Below are 21,978 nucleotides of genomic sequence, written 5' to 3' on the forward strand. Positions count from 1 at the left end.
AAAATGATTTTCATATTAAGATAACCTTAAGAGATTACTTCGGGAGGTTGTCAAAATGAAAAAAGTCAATAACTTCTTTCATCAAGTATTAACAATATCAATTGTATTATTAATTTCACATGTCATAGAAAGCTTTATGCCTATACCAATGCCAGCATCTGTTATCGGATTAGTGCTAATGTTTATCGCTTTAACGACAGGTATTATCAAGTTAGAACAAGTAGAAGCGGTTGGTACTGCATTGACGAATAATATCGGATTCTTATTCGTTCCAGCGGGTATTTCAGTAATCAACTCATTAGGCATTTTAAGTACGAGTCCAATACTTATCATATTACTGATTATTATTTCTACAATTTTATTACTTGTTTGTACGGGTATCTTTTCACAAATGATCATTAAACCAAGTGAAAAAGCAGCTAAACGTACGAAAGAAATTAACAATAAACGCGTGGCAGGTGATTATGCATGATGGAACATTTAGGCCTTAATACACCATATTTCGGTATCGGATTATCTGTAATATTATTCTTAGTCGGTACATATTTATTTAAAAAAACAAATGGATTCTTCTTGTTTGCGCCATTATTTTTCAGTATGGTTGGTGGTATTGTATTTTTAAAAGCGACAGGCATTCCATATGAAAATTACAAAATAGGTGGAGATATTATTAATTTCTTCCTAGAACCAGCAACAATTTGTTTCGCAATTCCTTTATACAAAAAACGTGAAGTGCTTAAAAAACATTGGCATCATATCATGGGTGGTATAGCAATTGGAACAGTAGCAGCACTTGTTATTATTTATATTGTAGCGAAAGCATTCCAATTTGGTGATGATATTATCGCGTCAATGTTACCACAAGCAGCAACAACTGCAATTGCATTACCAGTTTCAGAAGGTATTTCAGGTATTAAAGAACTCACATCATTAGCCGTGATTTTAAACGCCGTTATTATAATGGCATTAGGTAATAAATTATTGAAACTCTTTAATATTACAAATCCGATTGCGAGAGGATTAGCTTTAGGTACAAGTGGACACACACTCGGTGTCGCAGCAGCAAAAGAATTAGGTGAAGTAGAAGAATCAATGGCCAGTATTTCACTCGTTCTTGTTGGTATCGTAGTCGTAGCAGTCGTTCCATTCTTTGTTATGTTCTTATTATAGAAAAAATGACAAGCGCCTGTAACATGTTTATGTTACAGGCGCTTGTCATTTTATTTATCTACTAAAATCCATCTAGATAATATAAATGTTATTGGAATTGTAAAAATTAATCCGATAAATGGTGCAAAAGTTTCGTTTACATGAAGTAACTGTACAAACACAAATAATAATAATGTTTGTAATCCCATATTTACAACTTGTGTAATAGGAAATTGAATGAATTTTTTTACGGTAGATTCAACTCGGTAAACAAAATAACAATTCAAATAAAATGAAATGATAAAGCTTATTATGAAACTCAATATATGACTTACTAAATATTGAATGTCGAACACTTTTAATAATAATAAATATATCCAGTAATAATTAACTGTATTGATGCCACCTACAAGTATAAATCGAATGATTTCTCCGTGTTTCTTGAACATATAGCTACTCCTTAAGTACGCAATTTATTATACGACCAGGCCACGTTTAGTACTATATTGTTCGTATAAATGATCTTGTGCAATTTCTTCTAAAATCTCAACGACTTTATAGACTTCTTCATAAGATGTATATAAAGCAATAGGTGCTAATCGAATCACATTCGGCTCTCTAAAATCAGGAATCACACCTTTATCTTTCAACGCTAAACTGATTCTATATGCTTCATCATGCACTAAACAAACATGTCCACCTCGTTTAAAATCATCACGTAAGTTCCCAACTGAATAACCATAGTCAGTTAACTTTTCATCAATTAAATACATTAAGTATGACGTAATATGAAGTGATTTCGTTCTAATTGCATGCATACCAACTTCGTTAAAAATGTTAAGCACACCTTCTAATGGTGCCATAGAGAGAATATTTGGCGTTCCAACTTGCCAACCTGAAGCATCTCGTTGATGTTCAAATGTATGATTAAGTTGGAATTGTGTTTCGTCTTTATTCCCAAACCACCCGGCCGTACCAGGACTGCGATTAAAGTGTTTCTTATTGATATATAAGCCAGCAGTTGAACCAGGTCCACCTGATAAATATTTATATGTACACCATACAGCAAAGTCTGCATCAATTTGGGTTAAGTCCATTTCAATCGCACCGATTGCATGACATAAGTCCCATCCAATGATGATTTGACGTTCCTTCGCAGCCATTGTTATTTTTGCCATGTCTAATACTTGAGCACTTCGGTAGAGAACAGTAGGTAATAGAATAAGTGCAACATCATCCGTCATTGCTTCAATAATGGCATCTTCATCAATGAATACACCATCTGAACTTTTAACAATTTTAACTGCATCGTTTGGATCTAATCCTTTTAGACGCACTTGACTATCTACTGCATAACGGTCAGTAGGGAAGTTTAAGTCATCAACTAATATTTTGTATTTATCTTTAGTCGGTTCGTAAAAAGTACTGATAGCTTGATGTATATTGGATGTCGTACTACCAACTACAACAACTTCTTCAGGACTCACACCAATTAATGGAGCCATGTTTGAAGCAATGTGCTTAGAATAATGATAATATTTGCTGTCTTCAATATTCCAAATTTTGATACCTTCTTTTTTCCAATCTTCTAATGCATTGAGCAATGATGCCTCAGCATCTTTAGAAGCAAGACCTAAAGAATTCCCATCCATGTAAATTTCGTTAGGTTGTATATAAAATCGATCACGAACATGATGTAACACATCCGCTTTATCCAAAGCTTCGGCAAATTCTTTTGTTGTATTAAATGAAGTATCCATTTGTTCATCCCCTTATAAATAATGAATCATTCTTTAAATATAATTGTATACTTTCCATGTAAAAGTCACAAAGATAATGATATTTGTAATGTGCGGATGTAGGTATGTGGGTGTGGGCAGGAAGTGAGAAGGTAGGATTGGGATTTCCAGGCCGATAAAATAAAATAGCGACCCGAAAATAGGATTTCCAGGCCGATAAAATAAAATAGCGACCCGAAAATGGAGTTTCTGGACCGATAAAAATAATTACCGGTCCAGAAACGAGAAATATGGACCGATAAAAAAATTTATCGGTCCATATTTTGCATCTCAGTTATCAATTATTCATTTTGACTACTAGTCTTGCGGCGTCTCCTTTTGCTAGTCGGTCGAATCCTTCATTAATTTCATCTAGAGGCAGCGTGTCTGTTAGTAATGAATCAATATCTAAGCGACCTTGTTTATAAAGTGCGATAAATCTTGGGATATCTCTCATTGGTACACAGCTACCAACATATGAACCTTTAATGGTTCTTTCTTCTGCTGCTAAAGTAACTTGTGGAAATGAAAATTGATGTTTAGGGTCTGGTAATCCGGTTGTAACTGTTGAACCTCCACGTTTAGTGATTTTGTATGCAACTTCCATTGCTGGCACGACACCGGCAGTTTCAAATGCATACTCAACGCCACCTTTTACATAATCTTTAACTTGTTCAACAACATCATCGTCTCCTGAATTAAAAGTTGCAGTTGCACCGAGTTTTTTAGCTAATTCAAATTTGTCTGGATTAATATCTAATGCAATGATTTCTCCTGCTCCAGCTAATTTAGCGCCTAAAATTGCATTCAAACCAATACCGCCTAATCCAACAACTGCGACTGAACTGCCTGGTTTTACTTGTGCTGTATTAATAACTGCGCCTATACCTGTAATAACAGCACATCCAAATATGGCTACTTTTTCAAAAGGAATGTCTTTATCAACTTTAACGATAGAGTGCTGTGAAACAACTGCATAATCTGCAAAGCCAGAAACCCCTAGGTGATGATGCATATTATCTTCGTCATTATGTAGTCTTATGCCACCATCAAGAAGTTCTCCTTGCTCATTAGAAGCAGCGCCATTTTCACATAGTGCAGGTCTACCTTCACTACATGGTAAACAATGACCACAGTTTGGAATAAATGTACAGACAACATGATCACCAACTTCAAAGTTTGTTACGTTGTCTCCAATTTCAATAATTTCTCCTGCCACTTCATGCCCAAGTGCCATAGGAGTAGGGCGTGGTCTACTTCCATTAATAACAGATAAATCTGAATGACATAAACCTGCCGCTCCAATTTTGATGAGCACTTCATTTTGATTCGGTTTATTTAATTCAAGTGTTTCAATTTTTAACGGTTTACTTTCTGAATATGGACTAGGTAAACCCATTTCGTGCAATACTGCTGCTCGTGTCTTCATTAGCTTTCACTCCTATATGATTAACATTATTCGTAATATCCATCTGTTGATTTTCTAAAGCCTTCAAATTGATTGCCATCATGGCCGAACCAAATTTGTGCGTCTTTCTCTTTAGCGAGTCTTTTAATCTTTTCAACAGATCTTGCCCAACCAATTGAATCGTATAAAATACCAGGTGGCTTTAAATTGTCTCCCATACTTTCAGCTGTGTAAATAGCATCTGAAGCCAATATCAGTGTACCGAGTTCCTGAGTTTCTACCTCTAGTCCAATCATGCCCCATGCATGACCACTACCAAAATTCAGTACTTTAACACCTTTAACAATTTCTAAATTATCTTCATAAGGTTTAATCGTTTTCCATGTTAAATCATTTTTAATCCAAGCATCAATATCCGCCCAAATATAAGCACCAGCTTTTTGGTTACGCGCATAAGTCTGCATCGTTCCATTAAGTTCATCATCATGCACAATTACAGTTGCGTTTGTAAAATATTCAAGACAACCCGCATGATCTAAATGAAGGTGAGAAGCTACGACATAATCAACTTCGCTTGGATCGACATTAATTTGTTCAAGTCTATTAGGTAAGTAGCAAGATTCATCAGCAGTATACGGGAATGCTTTTTGAGTTTGGTTAATCCATCTACCGTTTTCCCCCATAGAGTTAGGGTTACAAGCCGTGTCGAATAAAATCTTTGCTTCAGGATGATCAATAAATACGGTGTAAATAGGGAATTCAAACATTTCATTAGGTGCATTAGGATTATCCAAAGTAGCTTGATTAGACCCAGCAATCATTAGATTCTTGTCCATTCTCATACGACCATTGTCGAGCACATAAAGCTTTATTCCTTGGTTATTTACATTTACCATAAATCATCACCTCAATCTTTAGTGTATAATTACATTATAGTTGTAATCGTTTTCAAGAACAAACAAAAAGACAAATGTAATATAGATTGAATAGGGTGATGAGGTTGGAATATGGACCGATAAAAATAATTACCGGTCCAGAAAAGAGAAATATGGACCGATAAATAAAATTAGCGACCCGAAAACGGGATTACCAGGCCGATAAATAAAAATAGCGACCCGAAAATGGAGTTTTCAGGCCGATAAAATAAAATAGCGACCCGGAAATCGAAATTTCCGTGGTCGCTTCATCTTTGTTAAACGAGTTTCTTCCTAATACTACCTGATATAAAATCAACTACTGCTACCATTATGACTAAACCTATTAATATTATGCCTACTCGATCCCAAGTTCGAGTTTGCAAAGCAAATATTAATGGTGTACCGATACCGCCAGCTCCGATTAAACCGAGTATTGAAGCGGATCTTAAGTTTAACTCAAAACGATATAATACTAATGATATGTATGAAGGGAGTATTTGTGGTACTACTGCAAACATAAGTGTCTTAATCGAATTGGCGCCACTTGCTACGAGTGATTCTGTTGGACTTAAATCTAGATTTTCTAGATCTTCAGCGAACAATTTACCCATCATACCTATAGAATGAATACCTAGTGCAAGTACACCTGAAAATGAACCTGGACCTACAGCTTTAATGAAGATAATAGCCATAACAATTTCAGGAAACACTCTTATAACACTCAAAATAAATTTACTAATACTAGAAACAGGTTTAAATTTAACCATGTTTTTAGCAGCAATAAATGCAAGTGGTATAAATAAAATGGCTGATAAAAATGTACTAATAACAGCAATTGCAAATGTTTCTAATAAACCTCTAAGAAGGTCTTCACCTTCAGGAATATATACATAATTCCAATCAGGATGAAATAATCCATCTACAATAGATTTCATAATTGTTCCTGACTGTGATTTGATTTCGAAAGCGGGTAATCCTACAAAAGCCCAAATTAATAATACGACAACAATGATACTTGTAATCCATCGAGAAATAATGGATTTGCGTTGTCTTTCTGGCTTTAACTGATAATGAGTTTGTGTCATATTAATTTTTCCCTCACTTTCGTACTTACTAAGTCAATGATTACAACAATAACAAGTGTTACAAGTATGATTGTTAATGTCTTAGGATATTGGAAAAGCCCTAACGTTTGATCATAATACAGACCAATACCACCAGCACCTACTAAACCTAATACTGCTGCCGCTCTTATGTTAATTTCGAATGCGTATAATACATAAGACATATATGGTGCAATAGCTTGTGGGATTATCGCATATGTAATCCATTTTAATTTATTTGCACCAACTGCAGTCATAGCTTCTAATGGGCCATCATCAATACTTTCTAATGATTCATACATCAATTTACATATGATACTAATAGATAAAATGATGATTGCGAGTACCCCTGGAATTTGACCGATACCAAAAATTGCAACGAATACTGCTGCAAGTAATAAGTCAGGGATTGTTCTTACAATATTCAAGATAAATCTACAAGGATAAGTAATCCAACTTGAACGAATGACATTGCGGGCACACAGGATTGAAATAGGAATTGAAAGTAGACCACCTATAAATGTCCCTACAACTGCCATTCGAATGGTATCTAGCATTGGTTTAGTGATACTAGAAATATAACTTAAATCTGGTGGAACCATACTTTTGAACAGTTCGACCATTTGTGGAATACCGTACATTAAATCACCAATACTAAAGTTTGTAAACATGAAACTCCAAACGACTAATATAGCGACGATAATGATTGATAAAACAACTTTTAAAGAAGTCTTACGACGTAAGTAAGGTTCAAAGCGTTCTTGGTTAGAGTCCATTTACTGCACCCCTAACTTCTCGTCATTTTTAATATGGCGTCCATAAATTTCGGCAAATGTTTCATCCGTTGCTTCTGATGCAGGACCATCATAAACTAATTCACCAGCACGTAGCCCGATAATTCTAGTACCGTATTCTTTTGCTAAATCTACGAAATGCAGGTTGATGATAATCGTAATACCTAATTCCTCGTTAATACGCTTTAAGTCATCCATAACTTGTTTAGTTGTAAGTGGGTCTAATGACGCAACAGGTTCGTCTGCAAGGATGATAGACGATTCTTGACATAAAGCACGTGCAATAGAAATACGTTGTTGTTGACCACCAGATAATTCATCAGAACGGTTATACGCTTTTTCTAGTATATTTACTCTATCTAATGATTCTAATGCTTTTATTTTATCTTCTTTCGGAAATAAACCGAGTACCATTTTCCAAGTAGGGTGGTATCCGACTCTACCACTCAACACGTTTCTTATTACAGATGATCGTTTGACTAAATTGAAATGTTGGAAAATCATACCTATATTGCGGCGCATCATCAGTAATTCTTTACCTGATGCTTTAGAGATGGATTTACCATCAATTAAAATATCGCCTTCAGTAATATCATGTAAACGATTGATAGAACGTAGTAGGGTAGATTTACCAGCACCTGATAAACCTACAATTACTGCAAAGTCGCCTTTTTCAATATTTAAATTGATATCTTTCAGGCCTTGGTGACCATTTTTATATATTTTGCTCACGTTTTTAAATTCTATTTGACTCATATGTATCCCCCTTAAAAAATAAAAGCTCTGCTCATAATAGGAGCTGAGCTTTTATATTAAATCTCATCATTATTTTTCGTTATCGTTTACTTTTTTACCGTATTCACGTACGATATCGAATTCAGAGTCTTTACTATCAACATAGCCTTCATGACTATAAACTTCACTTACAATTTTGTGACCTTCTTTAGTTTTTGCGATATCTTTAAAAGCTTTTTTAAGTTTATCTCTAAATTTGTCATCCATATCGCTTCTTACTGAAATTGTATCGTTTGGAATATCTTCAGTTAATTCTACGATTTCAGTATCTTTGAAGACGTTTGGTTGGTCTTTCTTAACAATGTTACGAGCATCTTGGAATGTTACAGCTACATCAACGTCACCATTTAATAATGCAATAATAGCTTGGTCATGTCCTTTAACATTTGTAATTTTCATGTCGTTAATTGGATTGATGCTTTCTTTTAATAATTCAGCTACTGGATAAGTGTATCCTGCAGTTGATGTAACATCTTGTAAGGCAATTTTTTTACCTTTCATATCTTTTAAAGATTTAATTCCAGAATCTTTTTTAACAACAAATTGTGATTTATAACTTTTAACGAGTTTGTCATTATTAGATCCGTCTTTGTTAACGCCATAACGTTGTGCTTGTAGTAATACATCAGCAGCTTTTTGATCATGTGCTAATGTGTAAGCAGTAGGTGGTAAGAAACCAACGTCTACTTTTTTAGATTTCATTGCTTCAACGATTGTGTTGTAATTTGTAGAAACTGAAACTTTTACTGGAATATCTAATTCTTTTGATAATAATTTTTCTAACGGTTTTGCTTTTGCTTCTAATGTGTCAGCATTTTGAGATGGAACGAATTGAATAGTAAGTTCTTTAGGTTTATAGCTGTCCCCTTTGCTATCCCCATCACTTGACGATTTTGAATCAATACTTGATTTCCCGTTGCCACATGCAGCTAGTAAAATCATTGCCCCCAACAAAAGTATGGTTACAAAACTAAAACTTTTTTTCATGTCCATTAATTAAACCTCCAAATATGTATTATCACTACAAATAAATAAAATCTCGATACAAATTTAATTATACGCTTCGATTATGTAAAATTACAATATGAATATGCATATATTTTCTATTTAATGCCATAATTTGTATGGACTCCATTTACATAAAAATATTACCACAAAATCTTATGTTTTTTTACATAAAAATAGAAAATTTTGTTAAATGATTGTAAGGATATTAAAGGTTTGTCTGATGCAACATATTTCTCGGGTTTAGTTAATATTTCACTTCAAAATTCATTACTTCTGGCACATCTTCTATACTGTGTTGCTCTAAGAAGTTAATCAGCATTTCTGCGCCTTCTACTTGAATATCTTTGATAATTTTATCAGCACTATACATGTTAAAGTCACCGCCACCAACTGCTCTATAATTATTAAGAACGATAGAATAATGTGCGTCTAATTCGATAGTCTTGCCTTTAAATAAAACATTTTCTACACGATTGCCAATAGGCTTATGAATATTGAATGTATATGAAATACCCGCGTACATATCATAGTTATAATGTTGTGGTTTAGGTTCAATGAAAGCCTTATTCACAACGAGTTCACCTTGCTCAATATCGAAGTATGAAGCGGTTCTTTCTAAGGCTAGTAATAAATCTTTACCAGTAATATCTAGTACATAGAATGTATTAGGGAATGGGTAATTGTTAATAACGTCACGCATCGTAATAGTTTGTCCAAACCCAACACCACTATCAAATAATGCTGAAGCGGAAATATCAGCACCACTAAGCTTCATTTGAGCATAATTAATAAAGTTAATCAGTGGGTGTGGCTCTATTCTTGCTTTAAAATGATCGTCGACATACATCGTTTGAGATTGTTGCGAGATTTCAGTATCTAACCAGTCATTAATTTCTTTTTCTAAGTTTGTAAGACTTTGTGGAATTGAAATTTGAGGTTGATAGTCTTTAACAAATAGTAATTCTGAATCTGCTGATAACACTTTATTTGTTTCTTCATCAATTTTCAATGTGATTTTACCGAGACAATCTCCTTTACCACCGGGTTGAATGACTGCTGTTTGATTAATGACTTCTGCAATTTCTCTATGTTGATGACCTGTTATCAATACATCAACATCTTCTAATTCTGTTAGTAAAGCGGATCCTTCATTCTCACCAGTAAGTAATTCAGTTTCTTCACCTGTATGTAAATCACGCTCAAAGCCTCCGTGATAGCACACGACAACAATATCCGCGTTACGTCTCACTTCTGGTATCAGTTCTTTCGCAGTTTCAACAGCAGATTGGAAACTTAATTCGGCTATTGTATCGGGTTTCTCCCAATGCGGTATATATTGAGTCGTTAAACCGATAATACCGAAAGTTGTTTTCTCTTTTTCTAAATAAATGACATCATTACCAGTGAAAGGTTGATGATCTTTAAAAATATTTGCCGATAACACGGGGTAGTTTAAAGATTTAATCGCATCATAAAGATAAGGTAAGCCATAGTTAAATTCATGATTTCCAATAACACCAAAGTCAAAACCAATTTGGTTGTATAGATCTGTTAAAGGCTTGCTTGATTTTGTTTCCGAAGCCAAATATGAACATAGTGGTGAACCTTGTAGAAAATCACCATTGTCCATTACGATGACATGTTCATGAGTTTTCTTGATATCTTGAATCATTTGATTAATTTTAAGTAAGCCCTTAGGTAAGTCTTGATGAGCCTCTTGATAATCAGTAGGGAAGATATAGCCATGAATATCACTCACCGTTAAAATTATAATCTCTTTCATTATGAAAAAGCCTCCAATCATAAAATAATTCCTTGATAAATATAGTATAAACGAAACTTTTGAATAAAATGTAATATATTTTAGGATTAGAAGGAAATTTGGGGGAGGATATGGGAGTTTCTGGACCGATAAAAAAATTTATCGACCCGAAAATGAGATTATCAGGCCGATAAAAATAAATATCGACCCGAAAACAGGATTTACAGGCCGATAAATGAAAACCTGAGTCATCGCGTGATGACTCAGGTTCAATTTTTCAATATTAAATTAGAATGTTTGTCCTAATGCTTTTGCACGCTCGATTGCGTCTGCTTTGATTTCTTCTGCTTTTTCTGGGTTAGCATTGTGGCCTTCAACAATTAAACCGTCAAAGTCTGTAATTCCGTAGAAGTTCATCATTTGTCCGATGTAACGGTGACCCATTTCTAAGTCAGCTGCTGGACCTTCACTATAGTATCCACCACGTGCTTGAATGTGTAATGCTTTTTTATCTGGTAATAAACCAACTGGACCTTCAGCTGTATATTTGAATGTTTTGCCAGCTACTGATACTGAATCTAAGTATGCTTTCATAACTGGTGGGAATGAGAAGTTCCAGAATGGTGTAACAAATACATATTTGTCTGCATTAACAAATTGATCACTTAATTCGTTTAAGCGACGTACTTTACCTTGTTCGCCTTCTGAAAGTTCTTCAAATCCTTGTCCTGATTGTAATTTACCCCAACCAGCAAATACATCTGCATCAATTTGTGGAATGTATGAATTGTATAAATCGATATGAACGACTTCATCATTTGGGTTTGAAGCTTTATAACTTTCGATAAATGATTTAGCTGTTGCCATTGAAAAAGAAACAGTTTCATCATGTGGATGAGCTGTAATAAATAATACTTGTGACATAATAATATTTCTCCTCTGTGATAAAAATTAAACTAACTATAAATATTATACTTAAAATTTTTACTAAAGCAATAGGAACGCTCATGAAAATAAATGTTATTTTACACTTAAGTTTTAATAATGGTAGGATAAATGTAATGAATGATAATTTGATAAGAGGGATGATGGATTTTGAGTAAGAAATTATACTTAATGAGACACGGACAAACATTATTTAATGAGAAGAAAAAAATTCAAGGTGCATCTGATTCACCATTAACACAATTAGGTATTGAACAAGCGCGTATGGCAAAAAAGTATTTCGATGAATCGAATATAACATTTGAGTCGTTATACGCATCTACACAAGAACGCGCGAGTGATACGCTTGAAATTATATGTCCAGAAAGGCCGTATGTAAGATTAAAAGGATTAAAAGAATGGAACTTTGGGCTTTATGAAGCTGAAAGTGAAACATTAAATCCGCCACATAAGCCAGGTGAAACTTCTTATGGAGACTTCTTTGTTGATTATGGCGGTGAGTCTAGTGAAGAACTGCAAAATAGAATGAACGAAACTTTAACAAATATCATGAATACAGATGAAGCCGATACAATTTTAGCTGTAAGCCATGGTGGAGCATTATATATGTTTTTACAACTATGGTTACCATTTGAAAAAGTTAAAGAAGTGAAATTCTCCAATTGTTGCATACTCGAATTTGAATTTGAAGCCAATACATTTAAATTTATACAAGCCATTAATCCAACAGAAATGGCATAAAAAACGGGACAGCCATCGCTCATGATGACTGTCCCGATCTATTATTTAATTGAAGGTATATAGAATCTAGAATTTTCATAATGGAATATGATTTTAGAGTAGTCGAAAGGAATACCTGTACTCGTGTAGAATATTTGTTCATATTCTAAAGATGGATCACCTTCATTTAATTCCAAGTGTGTCGCATCTTCTTTATTTAATTTACCAATATTGAAATATATATCAGTGAATCCTACTTTGACTTTTAAGTTATTTTCAATGTAATGAAAGATTGAACCATTGGCAATTTCTTCATTCATGTATAAGACAACATTCTTACTAAAATAAGAAGTTTCAATACAGAATACCTCTCCATCAAGATATCTAACGCGATCTACAAGATATACAGTATCGTTATCTTTTAACTTTAATTGTTGTTTTACTTCATCTTCAGGTTGAATCTCTGCGACTTTTAAGATTTTACTCGTTACATCGTGCCCTTTAAATTCATCTGAAAATCCATCAGCAGTAAATAAGTTAACAAATCCATCTCTTTTCGGATTTCTTACATAAATCCCACTGCCTCTAGCTTGATAGATTAAACCTGTTTTTTCTAGATTTTTGAGAGCATTGATAATCGTACTCTTGCTCACGTTAAATTCACTTCTTAAAACTTCAACACTCGGTAATTTATCCCCAGCTTCATAATGCCCATTATTGATAAGCGACTCAATACGTTCGGCAATAAGCTCGTACTTAAGCATATTAATCCCCACTTTATGATAGATATTACTCATATTATAGCACTTGTTAAATTAATAACACTAACTAAATATATACCTATCTTTACAAATTGTATCGGTATAATTATAATGTAAGTGTATACAAAATATCCGGAGGTAATCAAATGGCTAAATTAAACAAAGACTTTTTATGGGGTGGCGCTTTAGCTGCTAATCAATTCGAAGGTGGATATGATCAAGGTGGTAAAGGGTTAAGTGTTCATGATGTGATGACTGCTGGTGAGCATGGTAAAGCACGTGAAATTACTGAAAAGATTGAAGCGGACAAATATTATCCTAACCATGAAGGTATTGATTTCTACAATAGATATAAAGAAGATATTGGCCTGTTCAATGAAATGGGATTAAAGTGTTTAAGAACATCTATCGCATGGACGCGTATTTTTCCAAATGGTGATGAAACTGAGCCAAATGAAGAAGGGCTAAAGTTCTATGATAATGTGATTGATGAGCTTTTAAAATATAACATTGAACCTGTATTAACGTTATCTCATTTTGAAATGCCGTTACATTTAGCACGAGAATATGGTGGTTTTAGAAATCGTAAAGTTGTAGACTTTTTCGTTCGTTTTGCTGAAACTGTCTTCAATCGTTATAAAGATAAAGTGAAATATTGGATGACATTTAACGAGATTAATAACCAAATGGATACGAGTAATCCTATATTCTTATGGACGAATTCTGGTGTCACTTTAACAGAAGAAGATGATGCTGAAGAAGTATTATATCAAGTTGCGCATAACGAATTAATCGCAAGTGCACTTGCTGTATCAAAAGGTAAAGAAATTAATCCAAACTTTGTAATTGGAAACATGATTTCTCACGTACCTATTTATCCATATTCATGTAATCCTAAAGATATTTTAGAAGCGGAAATTGCCAGTCGTTTGAGATATTTCTTCCCAGATGTTCAAGTAAGAGGATATTACCCAGGTTATGCATTAAAAATGTTCGAGAAAAAAGGTTACGATATTAAGTGGCAAGAAGGCGACGATGAAATCTTGAAAAATGGTACGGTAGACTATATCGGCTTCAGTTATTATATGTCTACAGTCGTTAAACATGATGCAGAACAAAGTGTTGATGGTAATGTTGTGAATGGTGGATTACCAAATTCAGTAGAGAATCCATACATTAAAGTCAGTCAATGGGGTTGGGCAATAGATCCAATTGGTTTACGATATACTTTAAATGCGCTGTACAATCGCTATCAGTTACCATTATTTATCGTTGAAAATGGCTTCGGTACAACAGATGAATTTAAAGAAGACGGTACGATAGATGACCAAGAAAGAATCGATTACTTGAGAGAACACATTCAAGCGTCTATAGAAGCGGTTGATGAAGACGGTGTTGAACTAATGGGTTACACACCATGGGGCATAATTGATATTGTATCATTTACAACAGGTGAAATGAAAAAACGATATGGTTTAATTCACGTAGATCGTGATAATGCAGGAAAAGGAACATTAAAACGTACTAAGAAGAACTCATTCTATTGGTATAAAAATGTTATCGATACAAACGGTGAAGAACTTAAATAATAAAATATATTAACGAATTAATCTCTTGTCATATTAAATGACAAGAGATTTTTTTATGTTGTAATCAACCATTTGCTGTTTGAATTCATTACTGTATTCTCTACGCTCTCTTCTCATAAAAAGACCACCTACTTTCTTAATTTTAACAATACTTCTCTTTAAAGAAGTTGTCCAATTAAGTGTAGACGGTCCAGTATTCTATTAGAAAATTTACAGTAGGAACTGCTTCTATTTTAGTCGGAGCTACTTTACTTTTCGGGATAGGTGAAGAAGCAAAAGCGGATGAACAACAAAATAATTCTGTACAATCACAGTCAAATAATTTAAATGATGATGGTCAATCTGAAGAGGCTATAGAAAAACAAACATCAACAGAAAAACAAATTGTAGATCAAGAGAGCACAGAAGAAATTGCAACTAATGAACAAGATGTCGCTAAAGAAGAACAAACAGAAGAAGCACCAAAAGCTGAAGAAGCAGAAAAAGCAACAACAGAAGAAGCGCCAGCAGCTGAAGAAACAAACAAAGCAGCAACAATTAATCCATTAACAGCAGAAAAAGTAGGCGAAGGCGATCCAACAACGGAAGTAACGAAAGAACCAACAGACGAAATTGTTAACTATGCACCTGAAATTATTCCTCATGGTACTCATGAAGAAATTGATCCAAACTTACCAGAAGGTGAAACTAAAGTTATCCCAGGTAAAGATGGATTGAAAGATCCTGAAACTGGTGAAATCATTGAAGAACCACAAGATGAAGTAATCATCCATGGTGCTAAAGAGGACACAGGAAGCGACTCAGATAGCAACTCAGACTCAGACAGCGATTCAAACTCTGATAGTGAATCAGATTCAGAAAGCAACTCAGATTCAGACTCAGACTCAGATATGGGAATGGGTTCAACTGATTCAAACAACAATGATGGAAACGGCATTGCAAAAGCTGCAACTACAGATGATCATGATAAATCAAATAATGATAAGAAATTACCAGACACTGGTGAACAACCAATTAATAACGGTGCTTTATTCGGCGGTTTATTTGCTGGAGTTGGATCATTATTATTGCTTGGTCGTCGCAAAAAAGATAACAAAGAGAATAACTAATAACTAGATTATTCTTAAGTGATTTAAAAGTGGTTAGGTCATAAGACTTAACCACTTTTTATATAAATAACTTTTTCAACAATAAAAAATTTAGTTGAAAAAGTATTTAAAAATTCCTAGTATTGCTAAAGGTTGATTTAATGAATGACTTTAAGTGATAATATGTATAAAGTTATTTTGAAATAATAAAAAATGATGTACGAAGGAGTCTTTTTAATGCAAGAGAGAAAATTAGTCGCTGAAAAAGAAATCGAAGTTAATGTTTATGATATTGATGCTATGGGCATTGTGAGTAATATTGTGTATGTAAGATGGTTTGAAGATTTAAGAACTGCTTTTATCAACCAATATATGACTTACTCAGAAATGATGAAATTTAATATATCACCAATATTGATGAGAACTGAGTCAGACTATAAAGTACCATTGACGATTCATGATAAACCAGTTGGTAGGTGTTGGTTAGTTAAAGTGAGTAGAATGAAGTGGGAACTTGAATTCGAAATTGCTACAGAAGATAAAGTGCATTGTATGGGATATCAAAAAGGTGGATTTTATAACGTGGTAGATGAGAAAATAGCACAAACACCGAAAGTATTTTTAGAAATTTAAGTTAGGATGGCATATATGACAAATAATCAAGACACGTTATTGCAACCTATTGCTGTTTTTGATGCGGGAATTGGCAGCTATTCAATTGTAGAATTGTTAAAAAAGACATACCCAAATCAAGACATAATATATTTGGCAGATCGCAATCAGTTTCCTTATGGTCAAAAATATATCCATGAATTAGAAACTGTAATCACACAAACCATTCATTATTTAGAAAAGTGGAATCCTCGTTTGATTATCGTGGCATCTAATGTACCAACGATTACTATTTTAAATAACATGAAAGATAATTTTGATACTGAAATCATAGGTGTATTTCCACCGGTGAAAGAAGCGTTAGAGAAATCTTCTAGTAAACAAATAGGTATTTTAGGTGTTCAATCTTTAATTGAAAGTGATGCATTAAATGAATTTATAAACAATGAAGTTTCTTCAGGCCATGTATATCAATTTAATGCTTTTTCATTAGTAGAATTAGTTGAAGACGGTTCATTTATATCCGATAAATATCGTACTTTAATGACTGTGAAGAATTTTATGGATGATATTATAGACCAACATGAAGAAATCGATATATTTACATTATCTTCTACACATTTACCGTGGTTGTATAGTTATTTTAAAGAATTATATCCACATATCATGTTTATTGATCCTGCTCAAACTGTTATTGAACAAGCAGCATCCTACATTTCCAACGGTCATGGCAGGATTAAGACATTAGTAACTGAAAATGAGAACTATACTATAGAAGGTTTTGAATCAATACTTGAAAAGTTAAATATAGACTTAGAAATTGAAAAGGTCGAGATAAATTAAAATTTTCATTTTACAACTTTAGATTATATGTTAGTATATCTTAACGATTAATTTAAAGGGGGTAAATGATGTTTGATATCGTATCTTTTCAACTGTTTTTAATCACAGTGCTTATCATCTGTATAACACCTGGTATTGATATGATGTTTATATTAAATAGAAGTATTTCACAAGGTAGAGATGCAGGTATATATTCAGCATTAGGTGTATCGGTTGGTGCAGTTGTTCATACTGTACTGTCAGGATTAGGGTTGTCCGTTATTTTACAAACTTCCGTTGTCTTATTCACGATTATTAAAATTGTCGGAGCAGTTTATTTAATTTATTTAGGTATACAAATGTTTATAAGTAAACAATCTTCAATCTCAATAAAGAAGACCGTGTATCAGTCTCGTAGAAAATTATTTGTACAAGGCGTGATCACGAACGTTACGAATCCTAAGGTAGCGCTATTCTTTATTTCCTTTATTCCACAGTTTATTTCAGTGGATAATCAGTACGGTCCAATACCATTTTTAATATTGGGTAGTATTTTCGCAGTAATGGGTGCGATCACATCATTTATCATTGCAATCTTTTCAAGTAGTTTAACAACAAAATTAAGAGAAAATATCGTAGCAGAAAAAATTATCAATAAAATAAGTGGTGCAGTATTTGTCATATTAGGAATAAGTCTATTCGGTACAAAATCATAAAGAAGTGAAAATGGCGCGGAACATTGAATAATGTCCCGGCCATTTTTTTATTGGGGAATAGTGGGATGAAGTGTTCTGAATGTTGCAAGTGGAGCGTGACTAGCAACATTGGAGGTCTGAATATTGCAAGAGAAGGGTGACTAGCAATATTGGAGCCGTGTATATTGCAAGACTGCCTAAACAAGCCACATAGCACGCCCGTATATTGCAAGACTGCCTAAACAAGCAACACCCACACCTCCCAATCTCCCTCATCTACAAAATTCCCGTATACGCCATTCGGATGATTTTTATATAAATGTATGAAAATTATGAACTTTCAATTTTCAGATGATTGTTTTGTGCTAAAATTTTAAATGTGTAGATATAAGGGGAGTGTGGACGATTATGAAGGTATTTGCAAAATTGGGCTGGTTTATTAAACAAGAAAGGAAAAATTATATTTTTGGCATTCTCATTTTATTACTCGTTGCGCTGATTGATTTGTTGCCACCACAAATTATTGGTCGAGTGATTGATGGTATTAGCTTTAATACTTTAACGGAAAAGACGCTTCTTATTTATCTCATCATTTTATTTCTTGCTGCTGTATTAACATATGTATTTCGGTACTACTGGCGCATTATGATTTTCGGGGCGAGTATGAGGTTAGGGAAGATATTAAGAGAGCGACTGTATCACAAATATACGTCAATGAGTCCTTCCTTTTTCCAAGAAAGACGTACTGGAGATTTAATGGCACATGCTACTAATGATATTAGAGCTGTTCAGAACACTGCAGGTGGCGGCGTTCTGACAATTGCTGATTCATTGATGTCAGGTGGGGCTGTTCTGATTACTATGGCAATTACTGTTGATTGGCGTTTAACTTTAATTGTGATGATTCCACTTCCTATTATGATTATATTAACGAGTTATTATGGTAAATTGCTTAACCGCGGTTTTAAAAAGGCACAAGCTGCGTTTAGTCAGTTGAATGATAAGACTCAAGAGAGTATTGCTGGGATAAAAGTTACAAAGACTTTTGGTTATGAAAAAGACGATCAAGCAGATTTTAAGCAACTAAGTGATGATGTCGTATACAAAAATTTAAAAGTTTCTAAAATTGATGCATTGTTTGATCCAACGATTATGTCAGTAATTGGTGTGAGTTACTTTTTAGCGATATTCTTTGGCGCAAGAATGGTGATTCAAGATGATATTACAATTGGACAACTTGTTACATTTACAACTTATTTAGGGATGATGGTTTGGCCACTGCTTGCACTTGGATTATTCTTTAACATTGTTCAAAGAGGTCATGCTTCATATGAAAGAATTAATGAAATTACCAATGTTCCAAACGATGTCGATACAGAAGTTAAGACGGATACGATTCCTGAAGGGGATATTCATGTCGACATTAAATCCTTTAAATTCCCAAACGATGATAATGTGGCATTACATGACATTCATTTCACGATTGAAAAAGGTACAACATTAGGTATTGTTGGTCGAACAGGGTCAGGTAAAAGTGCAATCATTCGTCTGTTATTACGCGAATTTGATACGAAAGAAGCGGATGAAATTATATATGGACATCATCCATTAAGTTATTTTGATATTCGTCATTTAAGAGCGCAATTTGGTTATGTACCTCAAGATCACTTTTTATTCTCGACTTCAATAAGAAATAATATTGCCTTTAGCGATCCTACTATCGATGATGATATTATTCATAACGCGAGTAATATTAGTTATATTCACCAAGATATATTAAGCTTTCCTGAAGGCTACAATACAGTTGTCGGTGAGAGAGGTGTTTCATTATCAGGCGGTCAGAAACAAAGGATTTCTATCGCAAGGGCATTAATTATGAATCCACCTGTACTGATATTAGATGATTCATTATCAGCAGTAGATGCAGAGACTGAAGAACATATACTTGAAAATATGCAGAACGTCAGACAAGGTAAGACGAATATTATAACAGCTCATAGAATGAGTGCTGTCAGTCATGCGGATATGATTATCGTGATGGATGAAGGCACAATCATTGAACGCGGTACACATCAAGAGTTGATGAATCTTAAAGGTTGGTATTATGACACGTATCAATCACAAGCCTTACATGAAAAACTTGCGAGTAGTCTAGATGAATTGGCAAAGGGGGATGACAACGATGGCACAAAATCATAATTTAACTGCCAAAGATCAGTTTGATGTACTTAAAAGATTAATTAAATATACGTTCCCCTTTAAAGGTATCATTGCACTTGCTTTCTTAATGCTGACGATTTCAACAGTTGCAAGTGTCGCAACACCTTATTTAGTAAAAGTATTTATCGATGACTATTTAACACCACGTGTATTTCCAGAATCAGATATGACATTACTGATTGTCATATTCTTTGTCGTTCAAATCATCGGTGCTGTAACAACATATTGGAATGTATACTTATTTCAATATTTAGCTTTTAAAGTGATTCAACAATTAAGAATTGATGCTTTTGATAAAATTGGCCAATTAGGCATGCGCTATTTTGATAAAGAGCCAGGTGGCAGTATAGTATCAAGGTTAACGAATGATACTGAAGCCATTGTAGAAATGTTTATCGGTGTATTTTCATCATTTTTAATGGCATTATTTATGGTTATTTCAAGTTATGTCATGATGTTTATTTTAGATTTTAAATTAGCTTTAATGGCACTTGTATTTGTACCTATTATAGTTGTCATATTAGCACTTTATAGAAAATATTCTGCGATATACTTTTCTCAAGCGAGACAGCTTTTATCAGATTTAAATGCGAAGTTAGCTGAATCTATCGAAGGTATGAGAATTATTCAAGTATTTAATCAAGAAAAGAGACTTCAAAAAGAATTTAATGACATTAACGATGAGCACTATGAGTTTAATATGAAGACAGTCAAAATTGATGGCTTATTACTCAGACCGGCAATCAGTATGATTTCAGTATTTGCTGTCATTATGATATTAAGCTACTTCGGTATATTGAGCTTTTCAGGTGGCATTACAGCAGGGGTTGTATTTGCATTTGTACAATATATGGAACGCTTCTTTGAACCGATTAACCAAGTCAGTCAAAATTTAAACGTACTTCAACAAGCGCTCGTATCAGCGAGTCGTGTATTTAAACTAATCGATAATGATATGCTTGAGCCCGAGCAACAAGAGCGTCAAGATTTTCATATTACTGACGGCAAAATTGAATTTAAAGATGTAACATTTAGTTACGATGGCAAAACAGATGTATTAAAAAATATATCATTTATCGCAAATCCAGGTGAAACAGTTGCACTTGTTGGGCATACAGGTTCTGGGAAAAGTTCAATCATTAACTTGTTTATGAGATTTTATGAATTTGAACAAGGTGAAATTTTAATAGATCAACAATCGATTAAGCAAATACCGAAAAAAGAACTCAAATCTAATATTGGGCTTGTGCTTCAAGATGCATTTATTTTCTACGGAACGATTACATCGAATATAAAATTGTATCACCCGACAATGACTTTTGAAAAAGTGAAAGAAGCGGCTGAATTTGTAAATGCAGATCAATTTATCAATAAATTACCTGGGAAATATGATCATAAAGTAATCGAAAAAGGTAGTGCATTTTCAAGTGGAGAAAGACAATTGTTAGCATTTGCAAGAACGATCGCAAGTGATCCAAAAATATTAATACTGGATGAAGCGACTGCTAATATCGATTCAGAAACAGAAGCGCAAATTCAAGCATCTTTAGAAAAAATGAGAAAAGGCAGAACAACATTAGCGATTGCACATAGACTTTCAACTATTCAAGATGCTGATCAAATACTCGTATTGAATAAAGGCGAAATTGTTGAAAGAGGCACACATGACGAATTGATTAAACAAGACGGCATTTATCACAAAATGTATTTACTTCAAAATGGATAATAGTACGAACTGATCAGACGAAAGTGTCTGGTCAGTTTTTATATATGTAATTATGTATAATAAGCAGTAATAGATAAATAGAGGAG

General features: G+C 33.8%; 20 protein-coding genes and 2 pseudogenes. 11 read left to right on the top strand and 11 right to left on the bottom strand.

Going from position 1 to position 21,978, the window contains the following annotated elements; all coding sequences use genetic code 11:
• The first annotated feature begins 55 nt into the window (after positions 1 to 55).
• Positions 56 to 472: an antiholin-like murein hydrolase modulator LrgA gene (gene lrgA, locus LQ611_RS06315; RefSeq protein ID WP_103360944.1), complete on the top strand. Its 417-nt coding sequence runs from the start codon at positions 56 to 58 to the stop codon at positions 470 to 472.
• Positions 469 to 1,170: an antiholin-like protein LrgB gene (gene lrgB, locus LQ611_RS06320; RefSeq protein ID WP_025906914.1), complete on the top strand. Its 702-nt coding sequence runs from the start codon at positions 469 to 471 to the stop codon at positions 1,168 to 1,170. Before lrgA ends, lrgB begins: the two co-directional genes overlap by 4 nt.
• Positions 1,171 to 1,220: 50 nt before the next feature.
• Here lrgB and LQ611_RS06325 read toward each other — a convergent pair whose 3' ends face one another.
• From LQ611_RS06325 to LQ611_RS06370, 10 genes are all read right to left on the bottom strand, one after another.
• A complete protein-coding gene (locus LQ611_RS06325; protein ID WP_239709467.1) occupies positions 1,221 to 1,598 on the bottom strand; it encodes a GtrA family protein in 378 nt (125 codons plus the stop codon).
• Positions 1,599 to 1,625: 27 nt separating this feature from the next.
• Positions 1,626 to 2,909 carry a kynureninase gene (kynU, locus tag LQ611_RS06330; protein ID WP_107565565.1) on the bottom strand — a complete coding sequence of 428 codons (1,284 nt, stop codon included), beginning with the start codon at positions 2,907 to 2,909 and terminating at the stop codon, positions 1,626 to 1,628.
• Between the two features lie 316 nt (positions 2,910 to 3,225).
• The gene (locus LQ611_RS06335; RefSeq protein WP_239709468.1) at positions 3,226 to 4,356 is read right to left on the bottom strand and encodes a zinc-dependent alcohol dehydrogenase family protein; all 1,131 of its coding nucleotides are present in this window, start codon (positions 4,354 to 4,356) and stop codon (positions 3,226 to 3,228) included.
• Positions 4,357 to 4,382: 26 nt separating this feature from the next.
• The gene (gene ahlS / locus LQ611_RS06340; protein ID WP_239709469.1) at positions 4,383 to 5,231 is read right to left on the bottom strand and encodes an AhlS family quorum-quenching N-acyl homoserine lactonase; all 849 of its coding nucleotides are present in this window, start codon (positions 5,229 to 5,231) and stop codon (positions 4,383 to 4,385) included.
• Positions 5,232 to 5,527: 296 nt separating this feature from the next.
• On the bottom strand, positions 5,528 to 6,337 hold the full coding sequence (gene phnE, locus LQ611_RS06345) for a phosphonate ABC transporter, permease protein PhnE (protein WP_025906909.1): 810 nt from the start codon (positions 6,335 to 6,337) through the stop codon (positions 5,528 to 5,530).
• The gene (phnE, locus tag LQ611_RS06350) at positions 6,334 to 7,131 is read right to left on the bottom strand and encodes a phosphonate ABC transporter, permease protein PhnE (protein WP_025906908.1); all 798 of its coding nucleotides are present in this window, start codon (positions 7,129 to 7,131) and stop codon (positions 6,334 to 6,336) included. Before phnE (LQ611_RS06350) ends, phnE (LQ611_RS06345) begins: the two co-directional genes overlap by 4 nt.
• Complete coding sequence (phnC, locus tag LQ611_RS06355; RefSeq protein ID WP_025906907.1) at positions 7,132 to 7,905, bottom strand: phosphonate ABC transporter ATP-binding protein; 774 nt, start codon at positions 7,903 to 7,905, stop codon at positions 7,132 to 7,134.
• A 69-nt stretch (positions 7,906 to 7,974) separates the two neighbouring features.
• Positions 7,975 to 8,937 carry a phosphate/phosphite/phosphonate ABC transporter substrate-binding protein gene (locus tag LQ611_RS06360; protein ID WP_239709470.1) on the bottom strand — a complete coding sequence of 321 codons (963 nt, stop codon included), beginning with the start codon at positions 8,935 to 8,937 and terminating at the stop codon, positions 7,975 to 7,977.
• A gap of 259 nt (positions 8,938 to 9,196) precedes the next feature.
• Positions 9,197 to 10,735 (bottom strand): bifunctional metallophosphatase/5'-nucleotidase, encoded by a 1,539-nt coding sequence (locus LQ611_RS06365; RefSeq protein ID WP_103360805.1) that lies wholly within the window; start codon positions 10,733 to 10,735, stop codon positions 9,197 to 9,199.
• 267 nt (positions 10,736 to 11,002) lie between these two features.
• The gene (locus LQ611_RS06370) at positions 11,003 to 11,638 is read right to left on the bottom strand and encodes an FMN-dependent NADH-azoreductase (RefSeq protein WP_025906904.1); all 636 of its coding nucleotides are present in this window, start codon (positions 11,636 to 11,638) and stop codon (positions 11,003 to 11,005) included.
• Positions 11,639 to 11,809: 171 nt separating this feature from the next.
• On the opposite strand from LQ611_RS06370, the gene LQ611_RS06375 reads away from it, so the two are divergent.
• Positions 11,810 to 12,400 carry a histidine phosphatase family protein gene (locus tag LQ611_RS06375; protein WP_198052304.1) on the top strand — a complete coding sequence of 197 codons (591 nt, stop codon included), beginning with the start codon at positions 11,810 to 11,812 and terminating at the stop codon, positions 12,398 to 12,400.
• A 41-nt stretch (positions 12,401 to 12,441) separates the two neighbouring features.
• Here the strand turns inward: LQ611_RS06375 and LQ611_RS06380 are convergent, their stop codons facing one another.
• Positions 12,442 to 13,143 (bottom strand): GntR family transcriptional regulator, encoded by a 702-nt coding sequence (locus LQ611_RS06380; RefSeq protein WP_025906902.1) that lies wholly within the window; start codon positions 13,141 to 13,143, stop codon positions 12,442 to 12,444.
• Between the two features lie 143 nt (positions 13,144 to 13,286).
• On the opposite strand from LQ611_RS06380, the gene LQ611_RS06385 reads away from it, so the two are divergent.
• The 8 genes and pseudogenes from LQ611_RS06385 to LQ611_RS06415 all read left to right on the top strand — a co-directional run bounded on the left by LQ611_RS06385 (position 13,287) and on the right by LQ611_RS06415 (position 21,892).
• Positions 13,287 to 14,729: a 6-phospho-beta-glucosidase gene (locus LQ611_RS06385; RefSeq protein ID WP_103360806.1), complete on the top strand. Its 1,443-nt coding sequence runs from the start codon at positions 13,287 to 13,289 to the stop codon at positions 14,727 to 14,729.
• A gap of 200 nt (positions 14,730 to 14,929) precedes the next feature.
• A pseudogene (locus tag LQ611_RS14265) lies at positions 14,930 to 14,977 on the top strand (YSIRK-type signal peptide-containing protein); the annotation flags it as partial.
• A gap of 279 nt (positions 14,978 to 15,256) precedes the next feature.
• A pseudogene (locus tag LQ611_RS14270) lies at positions 15,257 to 15,838 on the top strand (E domain-containing protein); the annotation flags it as partial.
• A 216-nt stretch (positions 15,839 to 16,054) separates the two neighbouring features.
• The gene (locus LQ611_RS06395; RefSeq protein ID WP_025906898.1) at positions 16,055 to 16,450 is read left to right on the top strand and encodes an acyl-CoA thioesterase; all 396 of its coding nucleotides are present in this window, start codon (positions 16,055 to 16,057) and stop codon (positions 16,448 to 16,450) included.
• A 15-nt stretch (positions 16,451 to 16,465) separates the two neighbouring features.
• Complete coding sequence (locus LQ611_RS06400) at positions 16,466 to 17,272, top strand: glutamate racemase (RefSeq protein WP_239709471.1); 807 nt, start codon at positions 16,466 to 16,468, stop codon at positions 17,270 to 17,272.
• A gap of 68 nt (positions 17,273 to 17,340) precedes the next feature.
• Positions 17,341 to 17,967 carry a LysE family translocator gene (locus LQ611_RS06405; protein ID WP_103361676.1) on the top strand — a complete coding sequence of 209 codons (627 nt, stop codon included), beginning with the start codon at positions 17,341 to 17,343 and terminating at the stop codon, positions 17,965 to 17,967.
• Between the two features lie 387 nt (positions 17,968 to 18,354).
• Positions 18,355 to 20,145 (top strand): ABC transporter transmembrane domain-containing protein, encoded by a 1,791-nt coding sequence (locus LQ611_RS06410; RefSeq protein ID WP_103361677.1) that lies wholly within the window; start codon positions 18,355 to 18,357, stop codon positions 20,143 to 20,145.
• Positions 20,129 to 21,892, top strand: coding sequence for an ABC transporter ATP-binding protein (locus LQ611_RS06415; RefSeq protein ID WP_107565574.1), 1,764 nt, complete (start codon positions 20,129 to 20,131; stop codon positions 21,890 to 21,892). The genes LQ611_RS06410 and LQ611_RS06415 overlap by 17 nt, the downstream gene beginning before the upstream one ends.
• Positions 21,893 to 21,978: the final 86 nt, after the last annotated feature.

The sequence above is a fragment of the Mammaliicoccus sp. L-M44 genome, from assembly GCF_022386355.1.
Taxonomy (GTDB): Bacteria; Bacillota; Bacilli; order Staphylococcales; family Staphylococcaceae; genus Mammaliicoccus; species Mammaliicoccus sciuri_A.

Coding starts and splice junctions, on each gene's coding strand:
- LQ611_RS06405 (WP_103361676.1), top strand. CDS start 17,341: ATGTTTGATATCGTATCTTTTCAACTGTTTTTAATCACAGTGCTTATC.
- LQ611_RS06325 (WP_239709467.1), bottom strand. CDS start 1,598: ATGTTCAAGAAACACGGAGAAATCATTCGATTTATACTTGTAGGTGGC.
- phnE (WP_025906909.1), bottom strand. CDS start 6,337: ATGACACAAACTCATTATCAGTTAAAGCCAGAAAGACAACGCAAATCC.
- LQ611_RS06370 (WP_025906904.1), bottom strand. CDS start 11,638: ATGTCACAAGTATTATTTATTACAGCTCATCCACATGATGAAACTGTT.
- LQ611_RS06415 (WP_107565574.1), top strand. CDS start 20,129: ATGGCACAAAATCATAATTTAACTGCCAAAGATCAGTTTGATGTACTT.
- phnC (WP_025906907.1), bottom strand. CDS start 7,905: ATGAGTCAAATAGAATTTAAAAACGTGAGCAAAATATATAAAAATGGT.
- LQ611_RS06335 (WP_239709468.1), bottom strand. CDS start 4,356: ATGAAGACACGAGCAGCAGTATTGCACGAAATGGGTTTACCTAGTCCA.
- ahlS (WP_239709469.1), bottom strand. CDS start 5,231: ATGGTAAATGTAAATAACCAAGGAATAAAGCTTTATGTGCTCGACAAT.
- LQ611_RS06380 (WP_025906902.1), bottom strand. CDS start 13,143: ATGCTTAAGTACGAGCTTATTGCCGAACGTATTGAGTCGCTTATCAAT.
- phnE (WP_025906908.1), bottom strand. CDS start 7,131: ATGGACTCTAACCAAGAACGCTTTGAACCTTACTTACGTCGTAAGACT.
- LQ611_RS06400 (WP_239709471.1), top strand. CDS start 16,466: ATGACAAATAATCAAGACACGTTATTGCAACCTATTGCTGTTTTTGAT.
- LQ611_RS06365 (WP_103360805.1), bottom strand. CDS start 10,735: ATGAAAGAGATTATAATTTTAACGGTGAGTGATATTCATGGCTATATC.
- LQ611_RS06410 (WP_103361677.1), top strand. CDS start 18,355: ATGAAGGTATTTGCAAAATTGGGCTGGTTTATTAAACAAGAAAGGAAA.
- lrgB (WP_025906914.1), top strand. CDS start 469: ATGATGGAACATTTAGGCCTTAATACACCATATTTCGGTATCGGATTA.
- LQ611_RS06385 (WP_103360806.1), top strand. CDS start 13,287: ATGGCTAAATTAAACAAAGACTTTTTATGGGGTGGCGCTTTAGCTGCT.
- kynU (WP_107565565.1), bottom strand. CDS start 2,909: ATGGATACTTCATTTAATACAACAAAAGAATTTGCCGAAGCTTTGGAT.
- LQ611_RS06360 (WP_239709470.1), bottom strand. CDS start 8,937: ATGGACATGAAAAAAAGTTTTAGTTTTGTAACCATACTTTTGTTGGGG.
- LQ611_RS06395 (WP_025906898.1), top strand. CDS start 16,055: ATGCAAGAGAGAAAATTAGTCGCTGAAAAAGAAATCGAAGTTAATGTT.
- lrgA (WP_103360944.1), top strand. CDS start 56: ATGAAAAAAGTCAATAACTTCTTTCATCAAGTATTAACAATATCAATT.